The organism is Vibrio sp. HA2012 (genome assembly GCF_002812955.1).
Classification (GTDB): Bacteria; Pseudomonadota; Gammaproteobacteria; order Enterobacterales; family Vibrionaceae; genus Vibrio.
Genome location: NZ_PFXK01000003.1, coordinates 433528 through 458682 on the forward strand (window position 1 = coordinate 433528; position 25155 = coordinate 458682).

Here is a 25155-nt window from a genome sequence, read left to right on the forward strand (position 1 = left end):
CGATTTACACTGTAAATTCCAATAACTGCTGAATTTCTTTTCTCAGTTGCTGCTCCGACTGTTTTCGCCCCGTAAGCAGACATAATGCACTGACCTCTTTCCAGCTCCGGGATTGCAACAATTTAGTGACTGTAACCTGAACATCATCTAGATTGATGTTCTTTTTATTAATAAGCAAACTCAATGCCAATTTTCGTGCATAGGGTAAGACACTTTCATACAAACATGTCCCCTGACAGTATCGGTACAGTAAAGTTCTCTCTCGGCTTTTCAAAGAAAATGAATAAGGTGAGGATACAGATAACAGAGAAAGCACTAAAACAGGATCCAGATCAGAAAATATATCCGGCAATAGAGGAAAAAAACGGTCTGCAAATTCTGAATAGCATTCAGTAACCCAATGTTGTGACTGACAGCTGTCAATCATTAATAAGGAATGTGTTCCGCTGGCATGATCCCGGGAAGCTCCTAAACGCAGAGGTACAAAAGAATTTTCAGACCAGAATCGCAACAACTCAGGTGTGACACCAAAACTAGTGGCCATATAGTCAAAACGGACATCCTTCTGCTGCCGAAGCTGCTCAATCATCCAGCTACCGATACCTCTTTGCTGTAATTCTGGATGTACTGCAATACGCATAATACGCAGACCAGACTGCAACACACCTTCCTGATAACCTAACTGACAGGCAATCGTACCTGCAATCAATTGACCTTTAGGCCGTCGCTCACCATGCATAATCTGTTTTGCAAGACCAGCATCCAATCCCCCCTCTTCCGTCACCAAAATACAGCCGGTGATCTGTTTCTTATCGCTCTGGGCAAGAAAAAGATGCATGGAAGGGTCCGTCAATATATGCAGTAAATCATTAGGTGAGGTCTGATAATGAGCCTGAACAAGCAAAGCAAAACAATCTCTCAGTTGTGCCGGCAGCAGTTGCTCGGATATCTCTAAACGACGAAATGTCAGATCAGATATACTGACATCGGTTAAACAATCCTCCATTTCAGCATCCAGTATAAATGCCTCAAACATCCAGTCTTCCAGAGGATCATCTTTCTGCCAGCGAATAGGTTGTGTGAGATGAACTGCATTCCAGCCCGGCCGGTTGATATCCAGCCAGCGGGTAAACTTCAAAGTAAATCCTCTTCCACATCCTTCATAACCATGCACTGTAGTAGAAAAAACTACCCGGTGGTAATGACGACTTAAAGCCTGTAGCAAAGGAACCGGTATTGATGATGCTTCATCAACCAGTAACAAATCACATTCAGTTCTGTCCTTCAATAGCTCATCAGGAGGGATAAACCGCAAACTGGAGTGACAAGTTTGCAGTTTATTTTGTGAATCATTCTGCAGGTTAGTAAGCCCACTCCGGGCATGTTTAAACAGAGAATCAACCGATTTTCTGGCTGGAGCTGTAATAATAATATGCATATTTTTGCTGTTCATCAGCTCTGCTGAAGCTAGCCCCAGAGCACTACTTTTCCCTCGCCCCCGGTCTGCTGTGATAACAAGAGGGCGTTTACGATGTCCGGAGACCACGTGTCGAATAGCATCAATGGCTCTCTTCTGATCTGCATAACTATCTCCAGCAGTTATCACTGTTGAAACTGAAGGTAATTCAGGAAGTTTTCCGCCTTCAGTCAGTAGAAAAGCAGATCGGTTCAATCTGTATGTCTCGAAAGATCTATTTATCCAATGGCTAAAATAACTTTTTTTGTCCATAAATAATAAAAACAATAGACCACCACCAACCAGAGCTCCTGTAGCTGCTGTCAAACTATTCGCATCCAGTCCTTCTGCGTCATCGTAGATCAGGCAATCCAGTTCCATTCCCAGAAACCGGCTTCCAAAGTGGCAAGGCTGAGTATTGATACCCTGCAGCGGTAACCCTCCCAGTTTAAGTACCCGGGTATATTTTTCCTGCTGGATAAACTGCATCAGTACATCAGACTGCCACTGCCAGGTTCCATCAAGTTGTATAACAAAACGATAATTCTGCTGCCGGGCATAAGCAGATAAACGAGTTAAAAACTGGAGTGGGGCATTCATAGCTGATCGGAATTCACTGGATTGAAAGTGAGGAAATGGTATCACAGCCAGCATAGCAGACAGATACAAAAAAGCCGCAAATTGCGGCTCTTTCGATAGTAAATCAATATTTCATGGCGTATTTTATTAAAATCATCCCAACCTAGATGTCAGAAAAGAAAGAATTTCCTGCATCGTACCGTCATCCACTTTCTTCAGGCTGATGGCTAGATTTGCCCCTTTACGGGTATATGTAGCACGACCTTTAACCAACTCATGTTTCTCAATCTGATTAACTTTAGGCGGTGTTAGCTCATGAATCCAGCTTTCCAGTTGCTCCGAAACATCTTTAGTCAAACGAGCCACACCCTGCGCACTACTGCGTTGCCAGACAAATCCGTCACCTTCTCTGCACTTACGGATCACGGCTAACTGGTGTTCGGGAGACAGTTCACTAAAATGCTTATGCAGTTTAACGATAGTTGGGCGCCCCAAATCACTGACATTAGGATAAGCCTGTAACAATTCTAATGGCAATGCAGCCGCTTTCAGTGCTCCACTCACTAACGCTTCGCTACACTGAAACATCTGTGCCAGCGCTTTTTGATCCGCTGCCTCACCAGCGTCCAGTTTAGCCTGCATTTCTTTACCTCGTTCATACAAAGAGAGTGGCTTATGCGCGTTAGCAACATCAGAAAGGAACTTTGCATGTTCAGAATTAATATTCTCGGCAACATACACTAAAAAATCTTGCTGGGACAGAATGCAGGATTTACGCCTGCGGCTGCCATCTAAAACTTCAATCCTGCCATCAACCATCTTTCTCCCAACGGCGGGATATTGCTGACCACGTTCTTTAAGCGTAACCAGAATATCCGACAGAGCATGCTCTGTAAGAAAAGACTGTTCACGGGCATTTTCAGCAAATACACACGTTTGGGTTTCTACATCATGAGCAGGGATCTTAACCAGCTCAAACTCAACCACGTCTTTTCCGGCCACAGCCAGTTCGATAATTTGGGCCCGAGCCTTGGCGGCTGACTGAGCCTCCATCGGGGTCGTTGCACGACGTTTGTCCGCCTTTCCAAATAATTTTGCATTCAATTCAGAGGTTTTTAGTGCCATCTGCTATTACTCCTGATTCAGTGATGGCCAGTGACTGTGCAGTACACGTTCCAGTTCAAGTGCGCTCTTCTGTACGGCATCCTGAGCCGTTGCCAGAGTCTTTTTACCCCCTTCAAAATCACTTACAGTCAGGTCAAAAACCGTGCTGTATGTATCCGCACAGGTTTCAAATGCACGGCTTCTTGGAATGGTCGCCATCATGACCTGATCATTCAGCAGATAATTCATTTCGGTCAGAACAGAGAGCTGCTTTTTATTATCATCTTCAAACATAGTCGGCATCAGGCGAACAAACTCCAGCCCTTTCCAGTGTGGAGGAAACATCTCATACACTGTTGGTAAATGCTGAAAAAAGTTAACCGTAGAAGCCCAGTCCAGACGTTTAGCAGCACACGGAATAATCAAAGCGTTTGAGGCATACATTGCATTCCAGACTAGAGGATCAACATGCGGACCGGTATCGATCATAATGATATCAAAGTCATCAGCAATCTGATCTATCAGCTTCTCTTTTAGCAAACAGACAATATCCAGCGACTGATGCCTGGAAAGATGCTGCCAGGCCTCAGCATTAAACATGGCATCTTCAGGAAATGCCGAAATCGTTTTCAGGTTAGGATACTGAGTCGGAAGCAATACATTTTTATGTAAAAATTCACGGTCAACCTGAGTACCTTCAGGTACGTTATCCAACATAATATCTACTGCAGAATAAATATTATCATGATCTTCAATACTGATTTGAGGATTGAGGAATAATCGCAATGATCCCTGAGGATCAAGGTCAATCAGGCAAATTCGATAGCGTTTATCCAAGTTAAGAGCCAGACATGCCGCCAGGTGAACCGCTGACATAGATTTTCCGGTACCACCTTTTTGGTTTTGTACATTGATGATCCAAGGTTTATGCGGAGCTGCTTTTTTACGCTCATAGAAACTGGGAACGCCAGCTGCACTCATCAGCATGTGAGCTTCAGACAAGGAAATAGAATAGTGATTAGCATTATTCTTTGTAAACTGATGACCCTGATTTTCCAACTTAGCGATCGCATCATCCAGTTTTCTTCGAGTCAGTCCAGAGCGAGTTTCCATCAATGCCTTAGACATCGGAGGAAAATGATCATCACTACGTTCTTCCAGAACAATCTCTATACGATCAGCCTGAACTTGCTTTGTCTGTTCAGCAAGCTGGTAGAGGTTATCTATCGTTTGCTCTCGTTTCATTATTAATTTCCATATAAGGATTAGGTCTAAAACCGATTGTACAGCAAATTATTATAGTTTCAATAAAAAGCTGAACATGCATTATTGAGTAATTAAACAGCATAGAATACATCTAACTTGTTATTGCTGAAAAAGTGACATTGAGCACATAAATTATTTCATTAAAATTTATAACTATTAACCGGTAGATCAGGTTATTATTAAAATATTACAGTGTCACTTATTTACACTGTAAACTATTATCAGACAGGGAAGTCCGGAACGATTATGAATACAGGACAAATTACGGTGGTTGTTATTCCAATAAAAATAGAGCGTTTACCCTCAGCTAAATAAAAGAAATCGCTGATACGCATAAAAATCTATCCTTATTTTCACATCAATCAAGCGATAAAAGATCACAAAAAAATACGGCACAGCAGAAAACCGATTTTTTATCATACATAACTAAAAAAAGGCTATCGCTAATTAAAATAACCGGAAACATGATCAAGAAGTTCACTTGATCATGTTTCCGAGAATAAACCAAACAGAGGAAGCATGATCAAGGGCATTTACAGAGTAAACAAAAACAACAGATCCGGATCTTATTTCCGGATCAATGATCAAGGTAAAGTATTTCCCGGAAGCATGGAAATAAAACACTAACTTACGGCCAATGCCAGATATAATGGGGTATACAGGAGTTCTCCTGAGCATAACTCTATGATTCAGGTAAGCAACAAGGCAAAAAAACATATACAGTATCCCTTGATCATAGTTACGGAAAATCCGACAACTCAGCAGACATCCCTGATAAAAAGGCGGCAAAATAAAACTGGTGACAAAAGCATCAGGAAAAGCGAAGAAGACAAAAATAACTCTTCTTGATCATTGTTCCGCTGGCAAAAAAACATCATTTACAGTCCAATCATCCAAAAATTCAGCGATGGCCTGTGGATAAGCTGTTAAGCCACCATGATCATCACTCCATCAGAACATTGATCATTTCTCCGGATCTACCATGATCATCGATTCCAGTTATATTGATCATGCTTGCAGAATGTTATTGATCATCGTTCTGAACTATCCTTGATCATGTTTCTGAAGAGGTTATTTTTTTTCTTATTAAAAACAATCAGATACGAGAAAAAGACCACTCAGATCAATAGATCATATAATCAATAAAGATCAAAATAATCAAAAAGATCAGTTAAAGAAAAAATAATTTTTTTCTCTTTATTTATGATCTTTTTTTCTTTAATCTTTTGGAACGATAGCAATATTACGGCTAATGAGAAATGGATCACAAGATGAAGGCAGACGATAAGATACTCATCAAAGCACCACGCAGTCATAAAGATGGGCATTTGTTTGAAGTATCAGACAATATTATTGACTGGATAGAACAGTATCAACATTTCAAAGGTGTGACCAAAAGTATTATTGAACTGCTGAATTTGATCTCGTTACAAGGGCTGAACAGTACTGATGGTTATGTCTCAACCACACAACTAGTTGAGGCAACTGATCGAAGGTTAACACGTGCCGCTATTCAGCAACGTCTAAGAGCTGCTGTCAACATAGGTTTGTTCACTCAAACTCCTGTCAGATTTGAAGAAGGTTTAGCCGGTAAAACCATGTTGCACCGTTTTGTTAATCCGAGCCAGCTTGTATCTATGTTGGGAGTAACCAGCCTGATGACAGAGTCAACGAAACAGACGGAAAAACAGAAACGCTCAAAAGCATTGGCCCAAACTCAGGTAAATCGTCGTTTGCTGAATGAATATGGGTTAAATACACCACCGGTGATGAAAGATGAAAAAGATCAGTTCGTAGTATCACCAACGAATTGGGCTGGGATCATCGATCAGGCTCTGGCGCCGCCAAGAACCCGGAAGAGTTATCAAAAAAGCATGGTTTCCATATCAGGATCCCGTGCCATCATTGAGACCCGATCATCAAAAAACATCATGACAGTCGACGATCTTATGACGTTGTTTGCGCTCTTTACACTGACAGTACAATATCATGATCATCAACAGGAAAGTTATCAGCTTAATGCCAGTCAGGTTCCGAATAAAACGCCTCTGTATATAACAGATATTCTCTCCATGAGAGGGAAAAAAGATAGCGGACCTGCCAGAGATGCTATCAGGGACAGTATTGATCGTATTGAATTTACTGATTTTCAGTTACATGAGCTGGCCGGGCGCTGGATGAGCGAGAATATGCCAGAAGGCTTTAAGAGTGATCGTTTCCGTTTTTTGGCTCGTACGATCACTGCTTCTGAAGAAGCGCCTTCGGAGAATGCAGCCGGAGAGATCCGGATCAAACCTAATCTGTACATTTTGGTCTGGGAGCCTTCTTTCTACGAAGAATTACTGACCCGGGACTATTTCTTTCTGTTTCCTCCTGAAATTCTGAAACAACATACGCTGGTCTTTCAATTGTATTCGTTTTTCCGTAGTCGCATGTCCCGGCGTTTTACTGATAGCATGCTTCTGAGTGAATTGAATCAAAAGTTAGCCAGAAATATTGAATGGCGGCGTTTTTCTTCTGAATTGATCCGTGAACTGAAAAAGTTATCAGAAGGGAAAGGTGGAGACGATCTTTTTGCGGTGAATTTGTGGGGATATCATCTGACGTTGAGTCAGACCGAAGCAAAAGGTAAGGTTTGTGATTATCAGGTCGATATTCGTTGTGATGTAGAAGAAGTGCTGCGTTTTTCCCGGGCCAGAACGACTAATGCCGGTAAACGTAATATGGCACCAACTCTGCCTAACCCTTTACGTAATGAAATGATCTCTAAGAAAAAGCTGGAAGAGTTTGCTGAAATTATCGATGGTGAATTTGAGCCGATCCAGCGAAATGCGGTATCTTCTGGCGGAAGATTAGGGCGCCGGGTTAAGCAGAGAAAGCATCTGGTCGAGATCAATGCGGATGAACTGACGATCACGTTATCTAAATATACTTCACCAGAAGCTCTGGAACGCAGTATAACGGCTCTTTCGGCCATGACTGGCCATCCCCCAGCCTTAATCAGAGATGAGTGTCAGGAGCTGATTGAGAAGCTGGATTGGCTAAGAGTCGGGGGAGATATCATGCCTCATTCCACGTTGAGTAAAACGATAGAATTATTTAATAGCCAGTCGGAATCTAAACATCTGTCGATAGAACGACTGATATCTGGGCTGGCAGTAAGAAGAAAAGTATGTAAGCAGATATTTGAAGGTCACATGAGTGAAGATGTTTTTTTGACACTCGATGAGGTTGCTGTCGGTAATTGAATCTGAGCGGATATTTTTTCCGGACACAAAAATGACAGTACCTTGACATTGGATGTTCAGAGAAATTTATACTGAATCCCGAATAGACAACCTTTAGGCCTTCTGTTTATCGGAAGAGCTTGTTTATAACATCCATTCATAATGGTTTAGCGGGTCAGTAAGTACTCGCTATTTTTTTACCTGTCGTTTCGGTATGATGCAACGATGATCAGGGTAAATCAGTCTTTACGCCTTGATTCTGCTTGCAGAATTTCGTCTTTTTACTTTGAATTATGTGATAACGGTAACTTGTTATATGTATGGCAGCGCATCGCCCCAGTGTTCAGATTTTCTGCGGGATGAACCAGTAAAGATAATGCAGAATTAGCCGATGTACAAAAGCTTAATAACAGATTGAACAGTTAAGTGTCGGAAGTTATGCCTGCTTCACATTCTGGATCAGTTTTGCTTAACAAGAATATACCCCTTTGCTAAATAGTCAGTGTCCCTGACGTGGTTTTGTTCGGAGGTGTATATGTCGATTAATTCCTTAAACCATGAAGAAATGTCAGATAGAGCATCAACCTGGGATCCTAAAGAAGAGGAATCCAGGCTGTCTCCCAGACAGGTGAAATCTGCACAGGCACGACGTCGTATTGAGATGATGAAAGATCTGCGTGAAAGCGGGTTAACCATGGAAGAAGCAGAGGAAATGGGGCTGCTGGACTGAGTTTGACGTTTGCCTGACAGAGTGTAACTTAAGTTTTTAATAGATGGGCGACATTATGTCGCCCTTATTTTGTTTCTGTAATCTACTTTATGCTATATTTCTGCACCACGTAAGGCGACTGACTGGAACGGGAACTGTGTCAATTAATTTATCTTTACTGCCTCCGGATGAGAAAAATCAAATAGAGCTTGATAAGCAGGCTTCGTTTTTGGTGTGGAGATTGAAACAGGCAAAAACAGGGTCGGATGCTATTGCTGCTAAGTTGAGGACGATCCGTAGTGAACAGGAACAGGCTTGGTTTACACAGTCGGTGGAAAAATACAAAAAAGTAATGGGTGTTGCTTAGTACGATTGTATAAAATACCCCTTTTCTTTGCATTGAAACAACATTGAATTAGAGAGAACTCCCGATGGGAAGAAGTTTTGAAGTGCGCAAAGCCTCTATGGCAAAAACACAAGGCGCAAAAATTAAGGTTTATTCTAAATACGGTAAAGAAATTTACGTTTGTGCTAAAAACGGTGGGGCTGATCCTGATACCAATTTATCACTTAAGCATTTGATTACAAAGGCAAAAAAAGACCAGGTTCCTGGCCATGTTATTGATAAAGCTTTGGATAAAGCGGCAGGTGGCGGTGGTGAAGATTTTCAGCCCGCACGCTATGAAGGCTTTGGCCCGGGTGGTTGCAGTGTGATTGTCGACTGCCTGACTGATAACGGTAACCGTACGTTTCAGGATGTTCGTCAGTGCTTTGTTAAAAATGGCGCTAAAATCGGTAGCCCGGGTGCAGTGTCTCACATGTTTGACCACCAGGCTGTATTTCAGTTTAAGGGCGATGATGAAGAGTCTGTTCTGGAAATGCTGATGATGGAAGATGTAGATGTGGCTGACATCGAGTGTGAAGATGGTGTTATTACAGTATTCACTCCTAATACAGAATTCTTCAAAGCAAAAACAGCACTGAGCGGGCAATTGTCTGATGTAACACTGGATGTAGAAGAAATTACGTTTGTTCCACAGAACTATACTCCGATTAGTGGGGAAGATGTCGAGCAATTCCAGAAGTTTCTGGATATGTTGGATGACTGCGATGATGTACAGCAGGTATATCATAACGCAGAGCTTGATTAAGCCACTGCATTCAGCAATATAATAATAAAACAGCCGGGGTATCCCGGCTGTTTTATTTACACTGTAAATTGGTTCCTCAGACAGTAAATCTGTCCACTAGCTCTGCCAGATCTCTGGCTTTAAAACTCAGCAGTTCACCACCTTCCCGATTTTGTCCGGCAATGATAGCTGTCTGATTACTCTGTTCTGAAATAAATTCAACCCGTTTGGAAATATCATTACCGACCTGACTCTGTTCTTCGGTTGCTGTTGCAATCAGATCGTTCATATCCATAATAACGTTAATTGAGTTTTGGATTTTATTCAGGGCTTCTCTGGCTGCACTGGCCTTATCGACAGTATCCGTGCTACGGTTCAGCCCCACTTCCATTGTTTTTACGGCAGCATCAGAAGCTGACTTGAGCTGTTCAATAACCTGATGGATTTCCTGTGTGCTTTCCTGAGTCCGGCTGGCCAGCTTGCGTACTTCATCCGCAACGACGGCGAAGCCTCGGCCCTGTTCTCCTGCACGGGCAGCTTCTATCGCAGCGTTCAGTGCCAGCAGGTTAGTCTGCTCAGCAATGTCCTGAATGACCAGCAGCGATGATGAGATATTCTGTACATTGCCTTCCAGCTCAGAAACAACTTCATTCGCTTTAGCCACATCGCCTGCTAGAGCCTGTACTGATTCTGCCGCCGACATAAAGATTTCTGTGGCTTCTGCTGTAGTGTCTTCTGCTTCTTTAGCTGCCTGAGCCGCCTGACTGGCATTACTGGATATTTCGCCAGCAGTCGATGTCAGTTCCGTCATCGCTGCAGCAACCTGCTCAGTTTCCTGCCGTTCGGATTCTATCAGTTCGTTAACCTGAGATGCCCGTCCGGCCATATTCTGTGTTTCCTGAGAGACTTCGTTACTGACTTCGGAAACGTTTTTAATAATAGACTGCAGTGAAGTAACAAATGCATTGAAATTATTACTCAGGACAGAAAATTCAGGAATATTGAAACTTTCCATCCGGGCTGTCAGATCAGCATCTCCGCTGGCAAACTGGGCAATAGAGCGGTCAAACGTTTTCAATGGACGGATAATGCTCTGGTTGATCGCTATAGCAAACAGTCCTGCAAGTACAATGATGACAAAAGAGATAATCGCGATGGATTTCACACTGTCTATGGATTGCTGGTCAGCAATAACCTCCATTTTTTCAACAACCTTCTCTACATTATCGATGTAAAACCCGGTACCAATAACGAGATCCCACTGAGGATAGTAGATAGAATAACTAAGTTTCGGTGAAGATTCTGTTTCTCCCGGTTTAGGGAAAAAATAGGTAGTAAATCCGCCGCCTTGCTTAGCCTGTTTGATGATTTCCTGAACCAGATAAAGCTTAGTTGTATCCTGAAGGTTCCAGAATGTATCACCAATGCCTTTGTCACTTGTTCCAAGAAGGAGTCTGACCCCCTTAGAATCGTAACCGAACAGGTAGCCTTCCGTGCCGAATTTTATCTGTTTCAACTGGTTGATGGCATCTTCCCGGGATGCATTAGTGTTTTTTAACTGGGTAATGGATGAGTCGGCGATTTCCAGATAAGCCTTAAGTTCATCCTGTTTTGTTTTCATGATGGTATCTTTTGTGGATACCACGTGTGTGGCATTCATCTCTTTCAACTCTGAATAGGTAAAGAACATCATGCCGACAGAGATAATCAGGATAGGTACGATAGCCAGAATATAGAGCCTGGTTTTAATAGTGAAGTTCATAGTTACGTCCTAGTTATGCTTCCAGTAAGGGGTGTTGCTTTAATGTTTTTTTTGTGAATACGTATAATTATTATCCGCTATATATGTTAAAAAGCGAGAATAATTATAGAGGTTAATGCCGAAATTGTGGGGTCAGTGATATTTTCTGTTGAGGTTAATGTTGCGTTTAAGTGGTGAAGCTTTAAAACTCCGCCATACTTATACTGAGGTTACTTCGTATAATATGTGTGGCACGGAGAGGTTCGTATTATGAAAAATGAATTGGATCCTGAAAGATTGCTAAAAGCGTACGAAACGGTTATGGATAAAGGGACACCAACGGAATTTGGTAAAATTTATGAAGGTGTAGAAGCTTTTTCTGATTATGATGGTTATAACGTGTATATGCGTGGTAATGGAGTAGAACTAAGGGTGGGATTCCATAATACTTATCATCTGGAATATGATCAGGAACATCTGCGGGACAGTTTTCTGAAAAAAGTAGCCATGTTATCTAAATAGCCATAGTGCCTGTATCTGTCACAGGCCGCTTTTGCTTGGCCTGTGACCCGTTTTTCAGAATAGGGTAGTATTCAGTATCAGGTGGACAACAATGCTCAGGCTGTAACCGAGAATAATTACCGGAGACCATCTCAGGTGACTAAAGAAGGTATATTTTCCGTGGGCAGCACCCATCAGGGCAACCCCGGCCGCTGAGCCAATGGACAGTAGGCTGCCCCCTACACCTGCGGTTAATGTGACTAAAAGCCAGTTTCCTGCAGACATATCCGGTTGCATAGAGAGTACGGCAAACATCACAGGGATGTTATCTACAATGGCAGAGAGCGCTCCGATGGCGATGTTTGCCCATATAGGGTTCCATTGGGTATAGATTACCCCTGATACTAGATCCAGATATCCGAGCAGGCTCAGTCCACCAACACACATAACCACGCCATAAAAGAACAGCAGGGTGTCCCATTCTGCATGTGATACCCGTTTAAATACATCAAACGGAATGATAGAACCCAGGCGTTTTAATGCGGCTTCATCGTGAGTTGCAACTGCTCTGGCGCGTTTTTTTGCAAGAGATGCGGGCAGTGTTTTCCGCAGGAAATAGCCAAAAAACTGCAAGTAGGCCAGACCCATCATCATGCCGATAACCGGCGGAAAATGAAAGAGACCATGAAAGCTGACTGCGGTGGCTATCGTTAACAGAAACAGAAGGATGATGCGTCGTCCTCCTCGTTTTAGCTCGACATATTCCTGCAGTGACTCCGGCTGAATACCCGGGACAAATACGGACATAATGACGGCAGGAACCATATAGTTAACCAGTGCCGGAATAAACAGATTACCGAACTCAGAAAATGAAAGCATCCCTGCCTGCCAGACCATAAGAGTCGTAATATCACCAAAGGGGCTGAATGCACCACCAGCATTGGCAGCAATGACAATATTAATGCAGGACAGGTTAATAAATTTAGTCTGGTTTCCCCCGACTTTCATTACGACAGTGCACATCAGCAGTGCTGTTGTCAGGTTATCAGCGATAGGAGATATCAAAAAAGACAGGATCCCTGTCATCCAGAACAGCGACTTAAAGGTAAATCCTTTACCAACCATCCAGGCGCGTAGGCAGTCGAACAGACGTCGCTCCTCCATCGCACTGATATAGGTCATCGCAACAAGCAGGAACAACAGTAATTCAGCATACTCCAAGAGGTTGTGTTCGATGGCCTGTCGGGCTACCTCAGTCTGCCCCTGCTGATGATAAACATAGCCGATAATAATCCAGATAAGCCCGGCTGCGAGCAGTACAGGCTTCGATTTTCGTAGTTGTAGATATTCTTCTGCCATGACAAGGCTATAAGCGATCACGAAGACAGCCAGAGCAGTATAGCCGATAGCTGAATGGGTTAATCCTTCTATCATTGTTATTCTCGTCTCCAACAGTGTATTCTAAAGCTTCTTACGTGAAAGTAAGAAAATCTCAGCTACCATTAATAATGGTATGAATTCTTAGATTTTTCTCTATTGTAAGCGTGTTTCTGGTATCAGGATAGATAAATGAAAGCTGTTGCAGGTATGCGATTAATGGTTTTTCTCGGGCTTGTATTTATGACAGCTTGTGCAGTATTGATCGTAGAACACCTTCATATACAGCAGCAGGAACTGGAGAAAGAGCATCTTCGGCTGGTGGCTCAGGAGGAACTAACGGTTCTTCGTTCTGAACTGGAATCGGCTATCTATTCTGATATATTTTTTGCTAATAGTCTGACGACGCTGATTTCTGTGCGGCCGGAATCCGGTAACGAACTATGGAATCAGGTTGCAACAGAGTTATTCCGTCATTCCTCATATTTAAGAAATGTCGCCATAGCCCCCGAAGATATTATCCGGTTTGTTTACCCGCTAGAGGGAAATGAACGAGCACTGGGAACGGATTTTCGTACTGTACCTGAACAGTGGAGGACGGTACAGAAATCACGGGAAATGCAATCTCTGTTTATGGCCGGTCCGGTTCATTTGGTTCAGGGAGGAATGGGGCTGATTGTTCGTAGTCCAGTTTTTACAGATCCTCCGGCCAATACGGAGTATTGGGGCAGCTGTAGTGCTGTGATTGATGTTGATCTCCTGTTTGAAAAAGTAGGAGTAAAAACGTTGGAAAAAAAATATGCTTTTGCTGTTCGGGGTGTGGATGGTATGGGTATCGAAGGTGCTATTTTTTATGGTGATAAACAGGTATTTGAAGACATATTTGTCACGGAAACGGTAACTTTTCCTTCCGGATCCTGGTTTATGGCGGTTGCGCAGGGAGAGCTTTTTAGTCAGTTACCGTGGAGGCAACGATATGCTGTTCGTTTACTGGGTTATCCGGTGTTGTTTATCCTGCTGATCGCCTTTATTACTATTTATTATTTTTACCATCAGGCTCACCGGAATTCGTTGGAAGATGAGTTAACCCATTTACCCAACCGTCGTTATCTTATGTATACCCTTGAACAGCAGGTGGATAATGTTTTTAAAAAAGGTCAGGGGTTTACTCTGCTGAATCTGGATCTGGATGGATTTAAAGCGATCAATGATACCTATGGACATGCAGCAGGAGACAAGGTTCTGATCGAGGTGGCCAGACGTATCCGTCTGGCTCTGAGAGGTTCGGATATTATTGCCAGAGTGGGGGGGGATGAGTTTTTGGCTATCCTGACCCGAGTTCAGGATGAAGAGGATATTCAGCGTATTCTCAGTCACCTTAAGCAGATCCTGACAGATTCGCCGGTCAATTTTGATGGTATGAGTATTCCTGTTCGTGTAAGTATTGGTTATGCCGTGTATAACCAGTACGGTATGGATATTGACGCCCTGATGAGTGCTGCCGACAGGAGCATGTACCGGGCGAAGGGAAAGAAAAGTTCTTCTGTTTAAACGGGTATGTTATTTAATGAAAAGTTATTCTGCCCCAGATCTTGCCTGGTATCTTTATCTGGCTATACCGGCATCACCCGGTTCCGACCGAGTGTTTTGGCCTGATAGAGTTGCTGATCGGCATTGTCGATCAAATTGATCGGCTGCTCTCCTTCTTTCAGTTCTGCGACTCCGAATGATGCCGTGATATTTTCTACCTGTTCTCCGGTTCGTTTATCTTTGACGGATATTTTCTCAATGGTACGGCGAACTGAATCGGCAAACTGACGAGCTATGCGCAGGGATTTGTTTGGTATCAGCATGGCAAATTCTTCGCCACCATAGCGGTAGGCTGTAATACCGTCACGGCAACTGAGTTGCAGGCGTTTGGCTATGGCCTGAATGACCATATCACCGAAAATATGGCCGAAATGGTCATTCAGATTCTTAAAACGATCAATATCGATAAAGATCAGGCACAGAGGTTGTGATGATTCGGCCTGACACATTGCTGCTAAATCCCTGTCGAAAGCTCCCCGGTTAAGCAGGCTGGAGAGGCTGTCATACAACGCATCTTTCTGGACTTTTTCCAGTTGCTGTTTCAGCTCTGTAATTTCCTGGCTGGCACTTTGTAATTGTTGGCTAAAGAACAGGGTGGAGGATTTGATATCATGCGATTCTGATACAAAATTATGCAGTAACCCCATGACTTCTTCGAAAGAAACACTGTCCCGGTTTATCTGTTCCAGATTTCCGAAATGTTTGTCTATCATGTGCTGAAAGTCCTGAGTATTGGCCAGAGTATCTTTCATTGACATAAAGATTTCATTGACCAAAATTTCCAGATTAGAACGTAGTTCCTGCACATCGGTTTCGTTTTTACCGGCAATGTAATGTCTATAGAGATGTTCACTGCAGCTTGGCGGGCACAGACCATATTCAGCCACAATCTTATCCATCTCTATGTTGAGTTCAGGCTGTGCTTCATCAACGTAGGTATACCATAAGGCATAGTTCGTCGGTGTGGTTGGAACCTGATTTTTTATCATCAGTGGCACAGCCTTACGCAGGTTTTCGGTGGATTTCTGGAATTCATCTTTCTTCATGCTGCAGTCAAACCAGTTGGTTTTATCCATTTATATTCGTATACAATTTAATAACAATAGTAGTGAATTTCTTTATGTCTTGCCTGAAAACAAGCAAATAAACTGCAAATTTTACCAGTATTTTTAATAATAATATCAATACATATGGCTTTTATATGAGAATAAAATTCATTACCTGTCGAAAAAAACGATATTTTCCGTCATACTGATATTTAGTAAAGTTAAAAATATATAAAGGAGTATTCATGAAACGAAAAGCTCGACTGACACAGGTTGTAGAAGTTATTGATCTTTCTCCCCATTTACGCAGAATTGTTGTGGGTGGGGAAGGACTGGCTGGTTTTCCTGTTGGTCAGGAAGGCGCATATGTCAAAGTGATCGTACCTAAAGATGGCGAACGAATGCCTTGTCTGGATCTGACCAATGTTGCGGAAAGACCGACTATGCGTTCTTATACAATCCGTTCATTTGATGCTGAGCATAAGAGACTGGTAATGGATTTTGTGGTGAATCGTCATCAGGGGCCAGCAACCGACTGGGCTATTAATGCCAGAATCGGTGATTATGTGGGTATTGCCGGTCCCGGCCCGGTTAAGCTAACGAATTTTTCTGAGTCCAGTTATTTGCTGATTGGTGATATTACGTCGGTTAATGCGATTAATGGTTATGTGCCCAGAATTAATGCGGATGCCTGTGTGCAGGTGGTGATTGTGGTTCCGACCCGTGAGGATGCTATTTCGCTGGATATTGATGATATGCATACGGTTCATTGGCTGGTGGAAGATGAAATGGATATCTCTCTGGTACAGATGGTTCGTAATTTTTCTGCGGATATCCCACCAGAAACGGAGGTGTTTTTGGGGTTGGAGGCGAAGAATATCCGGGCCTTACGCCCGTTTCTGCAAGATGAACTAGGGATCTGCCGTAGCCGCATTCATGCCGTTGGCTATTGGAAATGTGGTGTGAATGCCGATACATTCAGTCTGGAGAAAAAGGCTCGACCATTATAAGGATAAGGCTTTATATCGCTCAGAACGTTATTGTACGGCACTCAGATTATTCACAACATACCTGATTCCGGCCATTGGCTTTCGCCCGGTATAGCGCTTTGTCTGCCCGGTAGAAGGTGCGTTGAGTATTTTCCCCGTCCCGATGCAGGGTCACACCGATACTGACTGTCAGGCCTCGTTCACCGAGGATATCGTGCCAGCCGAATTGAAAGATCCGCTCTCTGAGCTGTTCGGCCAGCATTTCTGCCCGCTCCAAAGTGGCATTTTCCAGAATGATCAGGAACTCTTCACCGCCAAAACGGACACAGGAGGAGCCTTTAAATTTAAAGTGATTTTTCAACTCCTGAGAAACATTAACGATCACTTTGTCACCGACCAGATGACTGAGTTCATCATTGATTGATTTAAAATGATCAATATCGATGACGAGAAAGGCAAATGGGGTTTCATGCAGGAGCAGATCTTTCAGCTTAACATCCATCCAGCGACGGTTATGCAGTTGGGTCAGAGGATCGGTAAATACATCCTGCTGCAGTTTAGCCACTGCATCTTTCTGATGCTCAGTCGTTTCTTTTAGCTCCCGGTTTTCCTGCTCTGACATAATCAGCTTCAGTTGAAGTTCAAAACGGGCTAGGCGGCGTAGCTGGTAAGCACCGAGTTCACTGATTGGAATGCTTTTAATTAGATCCGTTTCAATCCTAAAGCCCTTTTTTTCATACTCCAGAGCCTGAATAAAGTTTTTCTGCTGTCTGAATATGTAGCTCAGAGTATCGTAGAGTTTGCGCAATAGGAGCGGGGAGGCATTTTTCTGTATTCGTTTTGTTGTACTAGTCAACAGCATAGTGGCCAGATCTATTTTGCCAATTTTGCTCAGGTTGAGTACCTGTTCCAGACGGAGCATATTGGATAGCCATGATATATGACTGCGGTTAACGGCATGATGGGCACCTGACAACGTTTTTAGTGCTTCATGATATTGTCTCTTTCTTCTCTGAATTTTGGCGCTATACAGAATGACTTGTCCGGTTAAGACCTTGTCGCTGACCAGAATACTGAGCTCATCACACTCTTTCAGTAATTCACTGGCTGCTGAAATTCTGTTGAGAGATATCAGACAGGCAACCGTATGCAGTTTATATCTGAGCCGCAACGTCCGGCTGCCTAGTGCGTGATCGATACCATCTATTTTTTGGTAGTACCGAAGAGCCTTGGCGTGGTCTCCATATGCTTCGCACAGATTCCCCATGCCTAAGACAGCTTGTGCATAATCATCAATAGAACTGTATTTGACTGCCAGTGTGGAAATTTCCACATATTCTTTTAATGCTTCTGTATAGTGACCGTGCTCGGCCAGTCTTTCACTCAGACTGGTTTTTATCGTAATAATTTCTTCAGCATCTTCCGGGAGAACAAGCAGAGCCAGTGCACTTTTTAATTCTTCGATACTTAACTGAAACTGGTTAAGCTGGTTGCGGTATTCGGCACTGATCAAATGGCAGTGAGCTTTTTCTGTTAAAGACGTAGCAATATGCTGACGCACATGATCCCAGAATATGAGAGCTTCTTCCCCGGAAACAGAAGCCGGATCCAATCCTGCATCCGCAACTTTATTCAGTAATATATCCATCGTCTTCTTCCAACTGATCCAGCGTAAACGGGAAAGCCAGAATATCGTGCTGGCTTATAGAGGGGAGAGAGCCTGTTAGTTCACGTCGCTCCCATGGGTAGTTGTTAACCATTTGCTGCAGGAAACAGAATAGCTTATCGGCTTTTTCTCCTTTTTCAGCCAGCAACATACCGACTTTATCTTCACTGAGCCGGGCTATCAGATCATGGCGATTGCAGAGGCATTGTGCCAGTTCAATGCAGATCTCCAGATAATCTGCAATATCATGCGAGATAATAATGACAGCATGGTTGGAGGCTTTCAGTTCACTTTTGAACAGTACCATCTGTTCCCACCAGTAAGTTTCTGAAACCAGATTAGAGAAGCCTCTTTCGTTATGGTTAAATTCAATCTGCCCGCGGATACGGTTAATCAACTTTCTTGCCCGTTGATCGAGCTGTCGCTTTGAACTGTGGGCTTTGTCCATGCTCAGACGGTTTGTTTGTTCTTTGAGCATTTTTACCGAGTGTTTACGGTATTTTCGGAATGCCGTCAGTGCTCCTTCATGGTTGCCCTGTTTTTCTGCCACGATAGATTGCTGAAAACTGATCTGGGAAAGCAGTTCACCGTTGTCAAATTTTCGGGCAGAGTTCTCTGCTGCAGAGAGGTTTTTTTCCGCATTATCCAGATTACCACGGATAAGTTCCAGACGAGCACGGCTGATAAAAGAGTGGGTTTTCATCCAGGAAATATTTTCTTTTACAGCCAGCTGATAGGCATTCAGGCTGGCTTTTTCAGCATCTTCCAGACGTTCCAGCCCCAGTAAAGCCAGTGCCCGGAAATCCCACATTTCTGCTTTCCAGGTATTGTTCGGGTAATGTTTTAAAACTTCCTCAGCACTATCCAGTACAGAAAGCATTTCCGTATAGTCGTTAAGCAGGTAATAGTCCCATGCCAATTGAATCCGGGCCTTACCTTCAAGACAGTTGATCCGGGCATTATTGGCAACGTTTACAGCCAGAATATGTGTTGACATTGCCAGCTTGTATTCATGGGTAATACGCCAGACATTACCCAAACCGATCAGACATTCTATTTCAACATCGGTTTCCCCGACCAGAGCCGCCTGTTCCAGGGCATTGATCCAATACTGTTGAGCAGAGAGATACTTTTCCTGTCCCCAATAGTGGAGTGCATGTATGTGCAGAATTTCAGGAAGAAACTGATCCGTATCCAGCAGATTAAGCCGGTTGTATACATCTTTTATGGCCTTAAGGCCATCACGGTAGTTTTCCTGCTCCCAATAGCTGCGGGAAATGATGATCCCTGCCAGAATACCGCCTTCCTGATACAGCATCTGGTCGGCTCGTGTCTGACATTGCTGTGCCTGAAATAAGGTCGCTGTTGTCTCTTTCTCGATAAGAGAAGAGAGCCGGTCTAATTCATTATCCAGTTGTAGGTGAACTGTATCCAAGATCGTACCTGTTATGTTGTCGGAACGGTAGATGTTCCTACTCTCTGCCATGCTGATTGGTATGGAACACTATACCGGGTAAAGTATGTGGCAGGAAAATTTTTGCCGCAACGTTAACGGAAATTGGTTTTCTAAGCCGCATTATTTCCATACTTTTTATGAAAAGCATAAATTATGCCATAGACAAAGTACCTTCTTTATGGCTAAGAATACGGTAATTTTTTTCTTTAGTACCTGACTTGTCAATAATTTGACTTTTATTTGTATTTAAGAATTAATGACATTTTTGTACAAAAATATTATTTGTACATATGTGTGTGTTGCGCTACTTTTATACAAAAGATATTTTTGTATAGGTGCTTTATGTGTTCTTCAAAGATTCTGGTTGGTGTTAGTGCTTGTGTTGTCGGTGAGAGGGTTCGTTTTGACTCTGGACATAAGAGAGATCAATTCGTGGCAGATGAATTGTCCAATTATTTCTTATTTATGCCTTTATGTCCGGAAATTGGCATTGGTTTACCAGTTCCCCGCCCAGCAATACGGTTGGTCTCTGATAAAGAGAGAGTTGCATTGGTTGAAAATAAAAATCAAACGAAAGATTACACGATGGCTATGCAGAAGTATGCCAAGCAAAAGATCAATACATTGAGGCGGGATGATCTTTGCGGATACATAGTTTGTGCTAAATCACCCACCTGTGGGATGGAAAAGGTAAAAGTCTATAAAAATGATTATGCGGATAAAAAAGGTATTGGAGTGTTTACACGGGAGTTGATGGAAAACATGCCCTGGTTGCCGGTAGAAGAGGCCGGTAGGTTGAACGATCCTCATCTGAGAGAAAATTTTATCAGTCGGGTGTATTGCCTCCGGGACTTTTATGATTCCATTGGAAATGATTCTGATGTGAGGACGTGTCAATCCGGAAAGATAATTGCGTTTCATTCCCGATATAAACTGACTTTGATGGCACATAGCCCGCAGTTGTATGAAAAATTAGGCAGAATGGTAGCCAGTGTTAATGAATATGATCCTCAGCAGTTTTTTTATGATTATCGGTTAGGCCTCATGCAGGCAATGTCACAGCCCGTTAGTAGAAACAATACTACTAATGTTTTGATGCATATTCAGGGATATTTCAAGAGGAGGCTTTCCTGCCAGGAAAAACAGGAGTTAGTTCAGGTTATTCAGGATTATCGGTTAGGGTTTCGACCTCTTATGGCTCCGCTTACGTTGTTAGAGCATTATTTGAGCCATTATCCGAACCGCTATCTTCAGCAACAGAATTTCTTTGATCCTTATCCACACACGTTGCGTTTGCGCTATAGCTTATAGTCAGGAGATAAAATGAAACTATATGCAATCAGAGAAGTGGCTGCCTTAACTGGAATTAAACCGGTTACTCTGCGGGCGTGGCAGAGACGATATGGTTTGATCCAGCCACAGAGATCAGAAAGCGGACATCGTTTATACAGCGAAGAACATCTTGAACGTATTCGGCAAATTCAGAATTGGCTTGATAAAGGAGTATCTGTTGGAAAAGTCAGAGCACTGTTGGGGACTGAAGAAAAAGGAATATCAGGGTGTGAAGCTGCTGAATTAGAAGAGGTGGCGGATTTACTGGAAGCTTTAGCCTCATTAAATAGCGGTAAAGCAGATACTATAATTACAAATGTACTGAAAGAATATCCACTTTCAGTAGCTGAAAGTCAGTTTTCTGCTCCGGTTGAGCGGTCACTCGTAAGCGTTAAATCATCACTGAGAACGCTGCAGAAAGGGTTATATCAATCACTGATGAACCATCATTTGTATCAGATTATAGATGCAGAGAATCGGGCTTCTACTAAAGATAAAGGTAAATTACTCTTTATTAGTTTGGATCATATCGGGAGTATTGCTGCTTTGTATGAAGCAGGGAAACAGGCAGAAAAGAGATTTCATGTGACATTTCTTGATGGTGCCGAAGATGTTTCCGGAATAAAAAATATGTCCGGGTTGGAACAATTTAATCAATTGCATCTGTTCGCTAATCGCACACTTCCCGTTCATATTCTGAAACAGATTTTTCACCTTACTTCTTCTCTTCGCATGGATGTTATTTGCTCAGGTCTGATTGAATTGTAACTTTTATTTGTTGGTTTCAGGTTGGTGAATGGGGCTTTTTGTTATGAGAGGATAATATGCATTTGGTTTGGTTCAGGAAAGATTTACGTATCTTGGATAACCCGGCGTTATTTACTGCTATTCAGCGAGGGGGATCTGTTGTGGCGGCATACGTAGCAACCCCGCAACAGTGGCAGAAGCACAATATGGCACCGATACAGGCTGATTTGATTTTCCGGCATCTTGAAGCGTTGCGGTGTGAATTAGAACAACTGAATATCCCGTTTCTTTATGCTGAAAAACCAGATTACAATCATAGTGTTCAGGCGATAGTTGAGCTTGCCCGTGTACTTGGTTGTAAAACGATATCGGTTAACCGGGAATATGAACTTAATGAACAAAGACGTGATGATGAGTTGGTTGCAAAATCAGCCCCATTGGGTATTTCAGCCTGCTTGTATCATGACAGGTGTTTGCTTCCCCCGGGGAGTATTCTTAATCAGGAACAGCGTTATTTTAAGGTATTTACTCCTTTTAAACGGAAATGGCTGACACAGTTTGCTCTTACGGCACAGGATGTCTGTAAGCCATCCTGTGCCGTACCTCATTCAATATTATCATTTCCTGCTGCGAATAGAGTGGGTTTTACAGTTTTTGACTCTAACAGTCATTTTGGTTATTCCCGACAGAACAGCAGTGATTACTTTACTGATACATCCGATATTCTGCATCGCTTGAGATATTACAGTATGCATTCACTGGCTGATTATGCGGTTTTGCGGGATTTTCCCGCGGTAGATGGAACCAGTCGTTTATCCCCATATTTAACTATTGGGGCTTTGTCTGTCCGTCAGTGTGTGGCGGCTATGAGAGAAAGAGCGGTGAACGATTTGGATTGCGGGGCTGAAAGCTGGCTGAATGAATTTATCTGGCGGGAGTTCTATCAACATTTGGTAGCGTTGGAGCCAAAGATCAGCCAGAGAAAATCGTTTCATTCATGGGGAGATCTGATTCCCTGGAGAAATAATACTGTCTGGTTTAATAAATGGCAGAGGGGCGAAACTGGATACCCTATTATTGATGCAGCAATGAGACAACTGAATCGAACGGGTTGGATGCACAACCGATTAAGGATGGTGGTAGCCAGTTTTCTGACGAAGGATTTGCACATCGACTGGCGATGGGGGGAAACCTATTTTATGCGCAAGTTGGTGGATGGCGATTTTGCCGCTAATAATGGTGGCTGGCAGTGGTCTGCATCTACCGGATGTGATGCTCAGCCGTATTTCCGGATTTTTAATCCTGTCAGTCAAGGAGAAAAATTTGACTCTGATGGACAATTTGTGCGGCGTTGGATCCCGGAACTTGCCCGTGTCCCGGACCGATATCTGCATAAGCCGTGGTTGTGGAAGGGATATGATAGCCTGCATTATCCTTTTCCACTGGTTGATCATAAACAGCAGAGGACGATAACTTTGATGCTTTACCAGAATGCGAAACAAAGACAGGCCGGGTGAAAGGATGATGCGAGTTTTGTTGTTGTTGGCAGGAACAATGTTTTGTTTGAACAGTATTGCTGCCAGCTACAGGTTGCCTCTGGACGGCAGTAATCTGGTTGGCAGAGTTCAGCGTCACATCGTCGCGAAAGGTGAAAGTATGGCGTTGATTGCCAGACAGTATGATGTGGGGCTGCTTTCGCTGATGGCTGCCAATAAGGGGGTTGATCCTTTCCTGCCTGAGCCGGGAAACGTACTGATTATTCCGTCACTGTTTATTCTGCCTAAAGAGGAGAGAAAAGGGATAGTGATTAATCTTGCTGAGTTGCGCCTGTACTTTTTTGACAAAGATAACCGGACAGTACATATTTTCCCTGTCGGAATCGGCCGAATTGGACGTGATACCCCGGTGATGCAGTCCTATATCAGTGAGAAGATCCCTAACCCGACCTGGACGCCACCTCAGTCTATTCGTTCTGAATACGCTAAAAAAGGCGTTACATTACCGGATGTGGTTCCTGCCGGGCCGGATAATCCGCTGGGTGAATTTGCTTTAAGGCTGGCTTATGGTGTGGGGGATTATCTGATCCACGGAACGAATAAGAATTTTGGTATAGGTTTACGGGTCAGTTCCGGCTGTATCCGGATGGAGCCGGAAAATATCCGCTGGCTGTTTGAACAAGTAAGCCGGGGAGAAAGGGTTCGGGTGATTAATCAGCCGATAAAAATTTCTCTGGAGCCAGACAGAAGCATTTTTCTTGAGGCTCATGAGCCGCTTACCCACAGAAATGGTGTACAGGATGAACTGGAGATCCCCCAAGAGCTGGAGTGGTGGATGTCGGAATTTGATCTGCCGATGCATAAAGCAAAGGCGGTTATTTCTGTTCAAAGCGGAGTGCCAACAGAAATTGTGGAGCCTGATATTCAGGCTCCCTGAAGCGGAAGAATAACCGTTATATCTGAATAATATGTTCAGATATAACGGAAGGAAAAAAGAGGCTGATGCTATTTCGTATAGGATTGTGCGATATTATCAATACGTTCGTTGGCCCGGGTCGCTTCATCCTGTGCAGACATTGCTGCTTCTTTGGCTGCCATGGCTGCGCCTTCTGCCTGCTGAGCGGCTGTCGTTACCGCCGACTGGCTGTTTTTCAGTGCTTCAACATCTTGACTTAGCTGGGATATCTGTTGCGACAACTGACTTAGCTGAGTTGTTTCATCAGAAGCAGATGAACAGCCCGCTAATAGAACCACTGAACTGATACCTGCCGCTAATAATAACGTTTTGTTCATAAGAACTCCTTGTTTCTGTTGCTGTGCTTTTGGTGGCTGAACATCATACAGTTTAGCTAGGATTTTTCAGAATACATAATATCGGTAAGGATTTCATGTGAATAATCTAATCTATACAGTTTTTACTGTGTTTGCTGGCATCCCTTTTATTTCGTCGAGAGCCTTTAGCAGCGGTAGCTGATTTCTTAAAAAATGGGTTATATCGGTTTTTATCTGGCGGCAGTTATCAAAGCGCTGGAAACCTTTTATATCACCATCGGCAATAAGGACAGCAACATCGGCATTACGTATATCTTCATCATGCAGAGTAAAGCCTGAACCGAAGGCCCCCTGAGTTTCGATAACAACATTGATGTTTCTTTGCTGGCAGTGCTGTTCAAGTAACTCAGCTGCCATATAAGTGTAGGCAACACCACTAATACAGGACGTAACGGCAACAATATTCATGTC

The 25155-nt window shown here is 43.2% G+C and carries 20 protein-coding genes and 1 pseudogene; 11 read left to right on the top strand and 10 right to left on the bottom strand.

The annotated features are described in order from the left end of the window. Positions 1-4: 4 nt before the first annotated feature. From CSW98_RS08095 to CSW98_RS08105, 3 genes are all read right to left on the bottom strand, one after another. On the bottom strand, positions 5-2056 hold the full coding sequence (locus CSW98_RS08095; RefSeq protein WP_198517314.1) for a tRNA(Met) cytidine acetyltransferase TmcA domain-containing protein: 2052 nt from the start codon (positions 2054-2056) through the stop codon (positions 5-7). Between the two features lie 132 nt (positions 2057-2188). Beyond that, positions 2189-3160, bottom strand: coding sequence for a ParB/RepB/Spo0J family partition protein (locus CSW98_RS08100; protein WP_100799957.1), 972 nt, complete (start codon positions 3158-3160; stop codon positions 2189-2191). Positions 3161-3166: 6 nt separating this feature from the next. After that, the gene (locus tag CSW98_RS08105; protein ID WP_100799958.1) at positions 3167-4384 is read right to left on the bottom strand and encodes a ParA family protein; all 1218 of its coding nucleotides are present in this window, start codon (positions 4382-4384) and stop codon (positions 3167-3169) included. 1292 nt (positions 4385-5676) lie between these two features. Here CSW98_RS08105 and CSW98_RS08110 point away from each other — a divergent pair. The 4 genes from CSW98_RS08110 (at position 5677) to CSW98_RS08125 (ending at position 9492) form a co-directional block, all read left to right on the top strand. Further along, positions 5677-7653 (top strand): replication initiator protein RctB domain-containing protein, encoded by a 1977-nt coding sequence (locus CSW98_RS08110; protein ID WP_100799959.1) that lies wholly within the window; start codon positions 5677-5679, stop codon positions 7651-7653. Between the two features lie 514 nt (positions 7654-8167). After that, a complete protein-coding gene (locus CSW98_RS08115) occupies positions 8168-8362 on the top strand; it encodes a hypothetical protein (RefSeq protein WP_100799960.1) in 195 nt (64 codons plus the stop codon). Between the two features lie 136 nt (positions 8363-8498). Next, positions 8499-8708 carry a DUF3283 family protein gene (locus tag CSW98_RS08120; protein ID WP_100799961.1) on the top strand — a complete coding sequence of 70 codons (210 nt, stop codon included), beginning with the start codon at positions 8499-8501 and terminating at the stop codon, positions 8706-8708. Between the two features lie 64 nt (positions 8709-8772). Next, positions 8773-9492, top strand: coding sequence for a YebC/PmpR family DNA-binding transcriptional regulator (locus tag CSW98_RS08125; RefSeq protein WP_100799962.1), 720 nt, complete (start codon positions 8773-8775; stop codon positions 9490-9492). 76 nt (positions 9493-9568) lie between these two features. On the opposite strand, the gene CSW98_RS08130 is transcribed toward CSW98_RS08125, so the two are convergent. After that, positions 9569-11233 carry a methyl-accepting chemotaxis protein gene (locus tag CSW98_RS08130; RefSeq protein ID WP_100799963.1) on the bottom strand — a complete coding sequence of 555 codons (1665 nt, stop codon included), beginning with the start codon at positions 11231-11233 and terminating at the stop codon, positions 9569-9571. A gap of 249 nt (positions 11234-11482) precedes the next feature. On the opposite strand from CSW98_RS08130, the gene CSW98_RS08135 reads away from it, so the two are divergent. Continuing rightward, complete coding sequence (locus tag CSW98_RS08135; RefSeq protein WP_100799964.1) at positions 11483-11734, top strand: DUF3081 domain-containing protein; 252 nt, start codon at positions 11483-11485, stop codon at positions 11732-11734. Positions 11735-11788: 54 nt separating this feature from the next. Here CSW98_RS08135 and nhaD read toward each other — a convergent pair. After that, positions 11789-13135 (bottom strand): annotated as a pseudogene (gene nhaD / locus CSW98_RS08140) (sodium:proton antiporter NhaD); the annotation flags it as partial. A 147-nt stretch (positions 13136-13282) separates the two neighbouring features. Between nhaD and CSW98_RS08145 the strand changes: the two are divergent. Continuing rightward, entirely contained in the window at positions 13283-14641 is a 1359-nt protein-coding gene (locus CSW98_RS08145; RefSeq protein ID WP_232733491.1) for a diguanylate cyclase, read from the top strand. A 62-nt stretch (positions 14642-14703) separates the two neighbouring features. Here the strand turns inward: CSW98_RS08145 and CSW98_RS08150 are convergent, their stop codons facing one another. Continuing rightward, positions 14704-15726, bottom strand: coding sequence for a GGDEF domain-containing protein (locus CSW98_RS08150; RefSeq protein ID WP_100800052.1), 1023 nt, complete (start codon positions 15724-15726; stop codon positions 14704-14706). A 245-nt stretch (positions 15727-15971) separates the two neighbouring features. Between CSW98_RS08150 and CSW98_RS08155 the strand changes: the two genes are divergently transcribed. After that, entirely contained in the window at positions 15972-16736 is a 765-nt protein-coding gene (locus CSW98_RS08155; RefSeq protein ID WP_100799966.1) for a siderophore-interacting protein, read from the top strand. Between the two features lie 46 nt (positions 16737-16782). Here the strand turns inward: CSW98_RS08155 and CSW98_RS08160 are convergent, their stop codons facing one another. Continuing rightward, positions 16783-18363 (bottom strand): GGDEF domain-containing protein, encoded by a 1581-nt coding sequence (locus CSW98_RS08160; RefSeq protein WP_100799967.1) that lies wholly within the window; start codon positions 18361-18363, stop codon positions 16783-16785. After that, the gene (locus CSW98_RS08165; RefSeq protein ID WP_100799968.1) at positions 18344-19816 is read right to left on the bottom strand and encodes a tetratricopeptide repeat protein; all 1473 of its coding nucleotides are present in this window, start codon (positions 19814-19816) and stop codon (positions 18344-18346) included. The genes CSW98_RS08160 and CSW98_RS08165 overlap by 20 nt, the downstream gene beginning before the upstream one ends. Positions 19817-20179: 363 nt before the next feature. Between CSW98_RS08165 and CSW98_RS08170 the strand changes: the two genes are divergently transcribed. The 4 genes from CSW98_RS08170 to CSW98_RS08185 are packed head-to-tail and all read left to right on the top strand — an operon-like array spanning position 20180 to position 24349. Next, positions 20180-21148, top strand: coding sequence for a YbgA family protein (locus tag CSW98_RS08170; protein ID WP_100799969.1), 969 nt, complete (start codon positions 20180-20182; stop codon positions 21146-21148). 12 nt (positions 21149-21160) lie between these two features. Next, positions 21161-21937 carry a MerR family transcriptional regulator gene (locus CSW98_RS08175; protein WP_100799970.1) on the top strand — a complete coding sequence of 259 codons (777 nt, stop codon included), beginning with the start codon at positions 21161-21163 and terminating at the stop codon, positions 21935-21937. Positions 21938-21993: 56 nt separating this feature from the next. Continuing rightward, positions 21994-23433, top strand: a complete 1440-nt coding sequence (phrB, locus tag CSW98_RS08180) for a deoxyribodipyrimidine photo-lyase (RefSeq protein WP_100799971.1) — start codon at positions 21994-21996, stop codon at positions 23431-23433. Further along, on the top strand, positions 23408-24349 hold the full coding sequence (locus CSW98_RS08185) for a L,D-transpeptidase family protein (RefSeq protein ID WP_443083655.1): 942 nt from the start codon (positions 23408-23410) through the stop codon (positions 24347-24349). The genes phrB and CSW98_RS08185 overlap by 26 nt, the downstream gene beginning before the upstream one ends. A 68-nt stretch (positions 24350-24417) precedes the next feature. On the opposite strand, the gene CSW98_RS08190 is transcribed toward CSW98_RS08185, so the two are convergent. Together CSW98_RS08190 and CSW98_RS08195 are read right to left on the bottom strand one after the other, a co-directional pair. After that, positions 24418-24705 (bottom strand): Lpp/OprI family alanine-zipper lipoprotein, encoded by a 288-nt coding sequence (locus tag CSW98_RS08190; protein ID WP_100799973.1) that lies wholly within the window; start codon positions 24703-24705, stop codon positions 24418-24420. A 111-nt stretch (positions 24706-24816) separates the two neighbouring features. Further along, positions 24817-25152, bottom strand: coding sequence for a fructose PTS transporter subunit IIB (locus CSW98_RS08195; protein WP_100799974.1), 336 nt, complete (start codon positions 25150-25152; stop codon positions 24817-24819). Positions 25153-25155 lie beyond the last annotated feature (3 nt).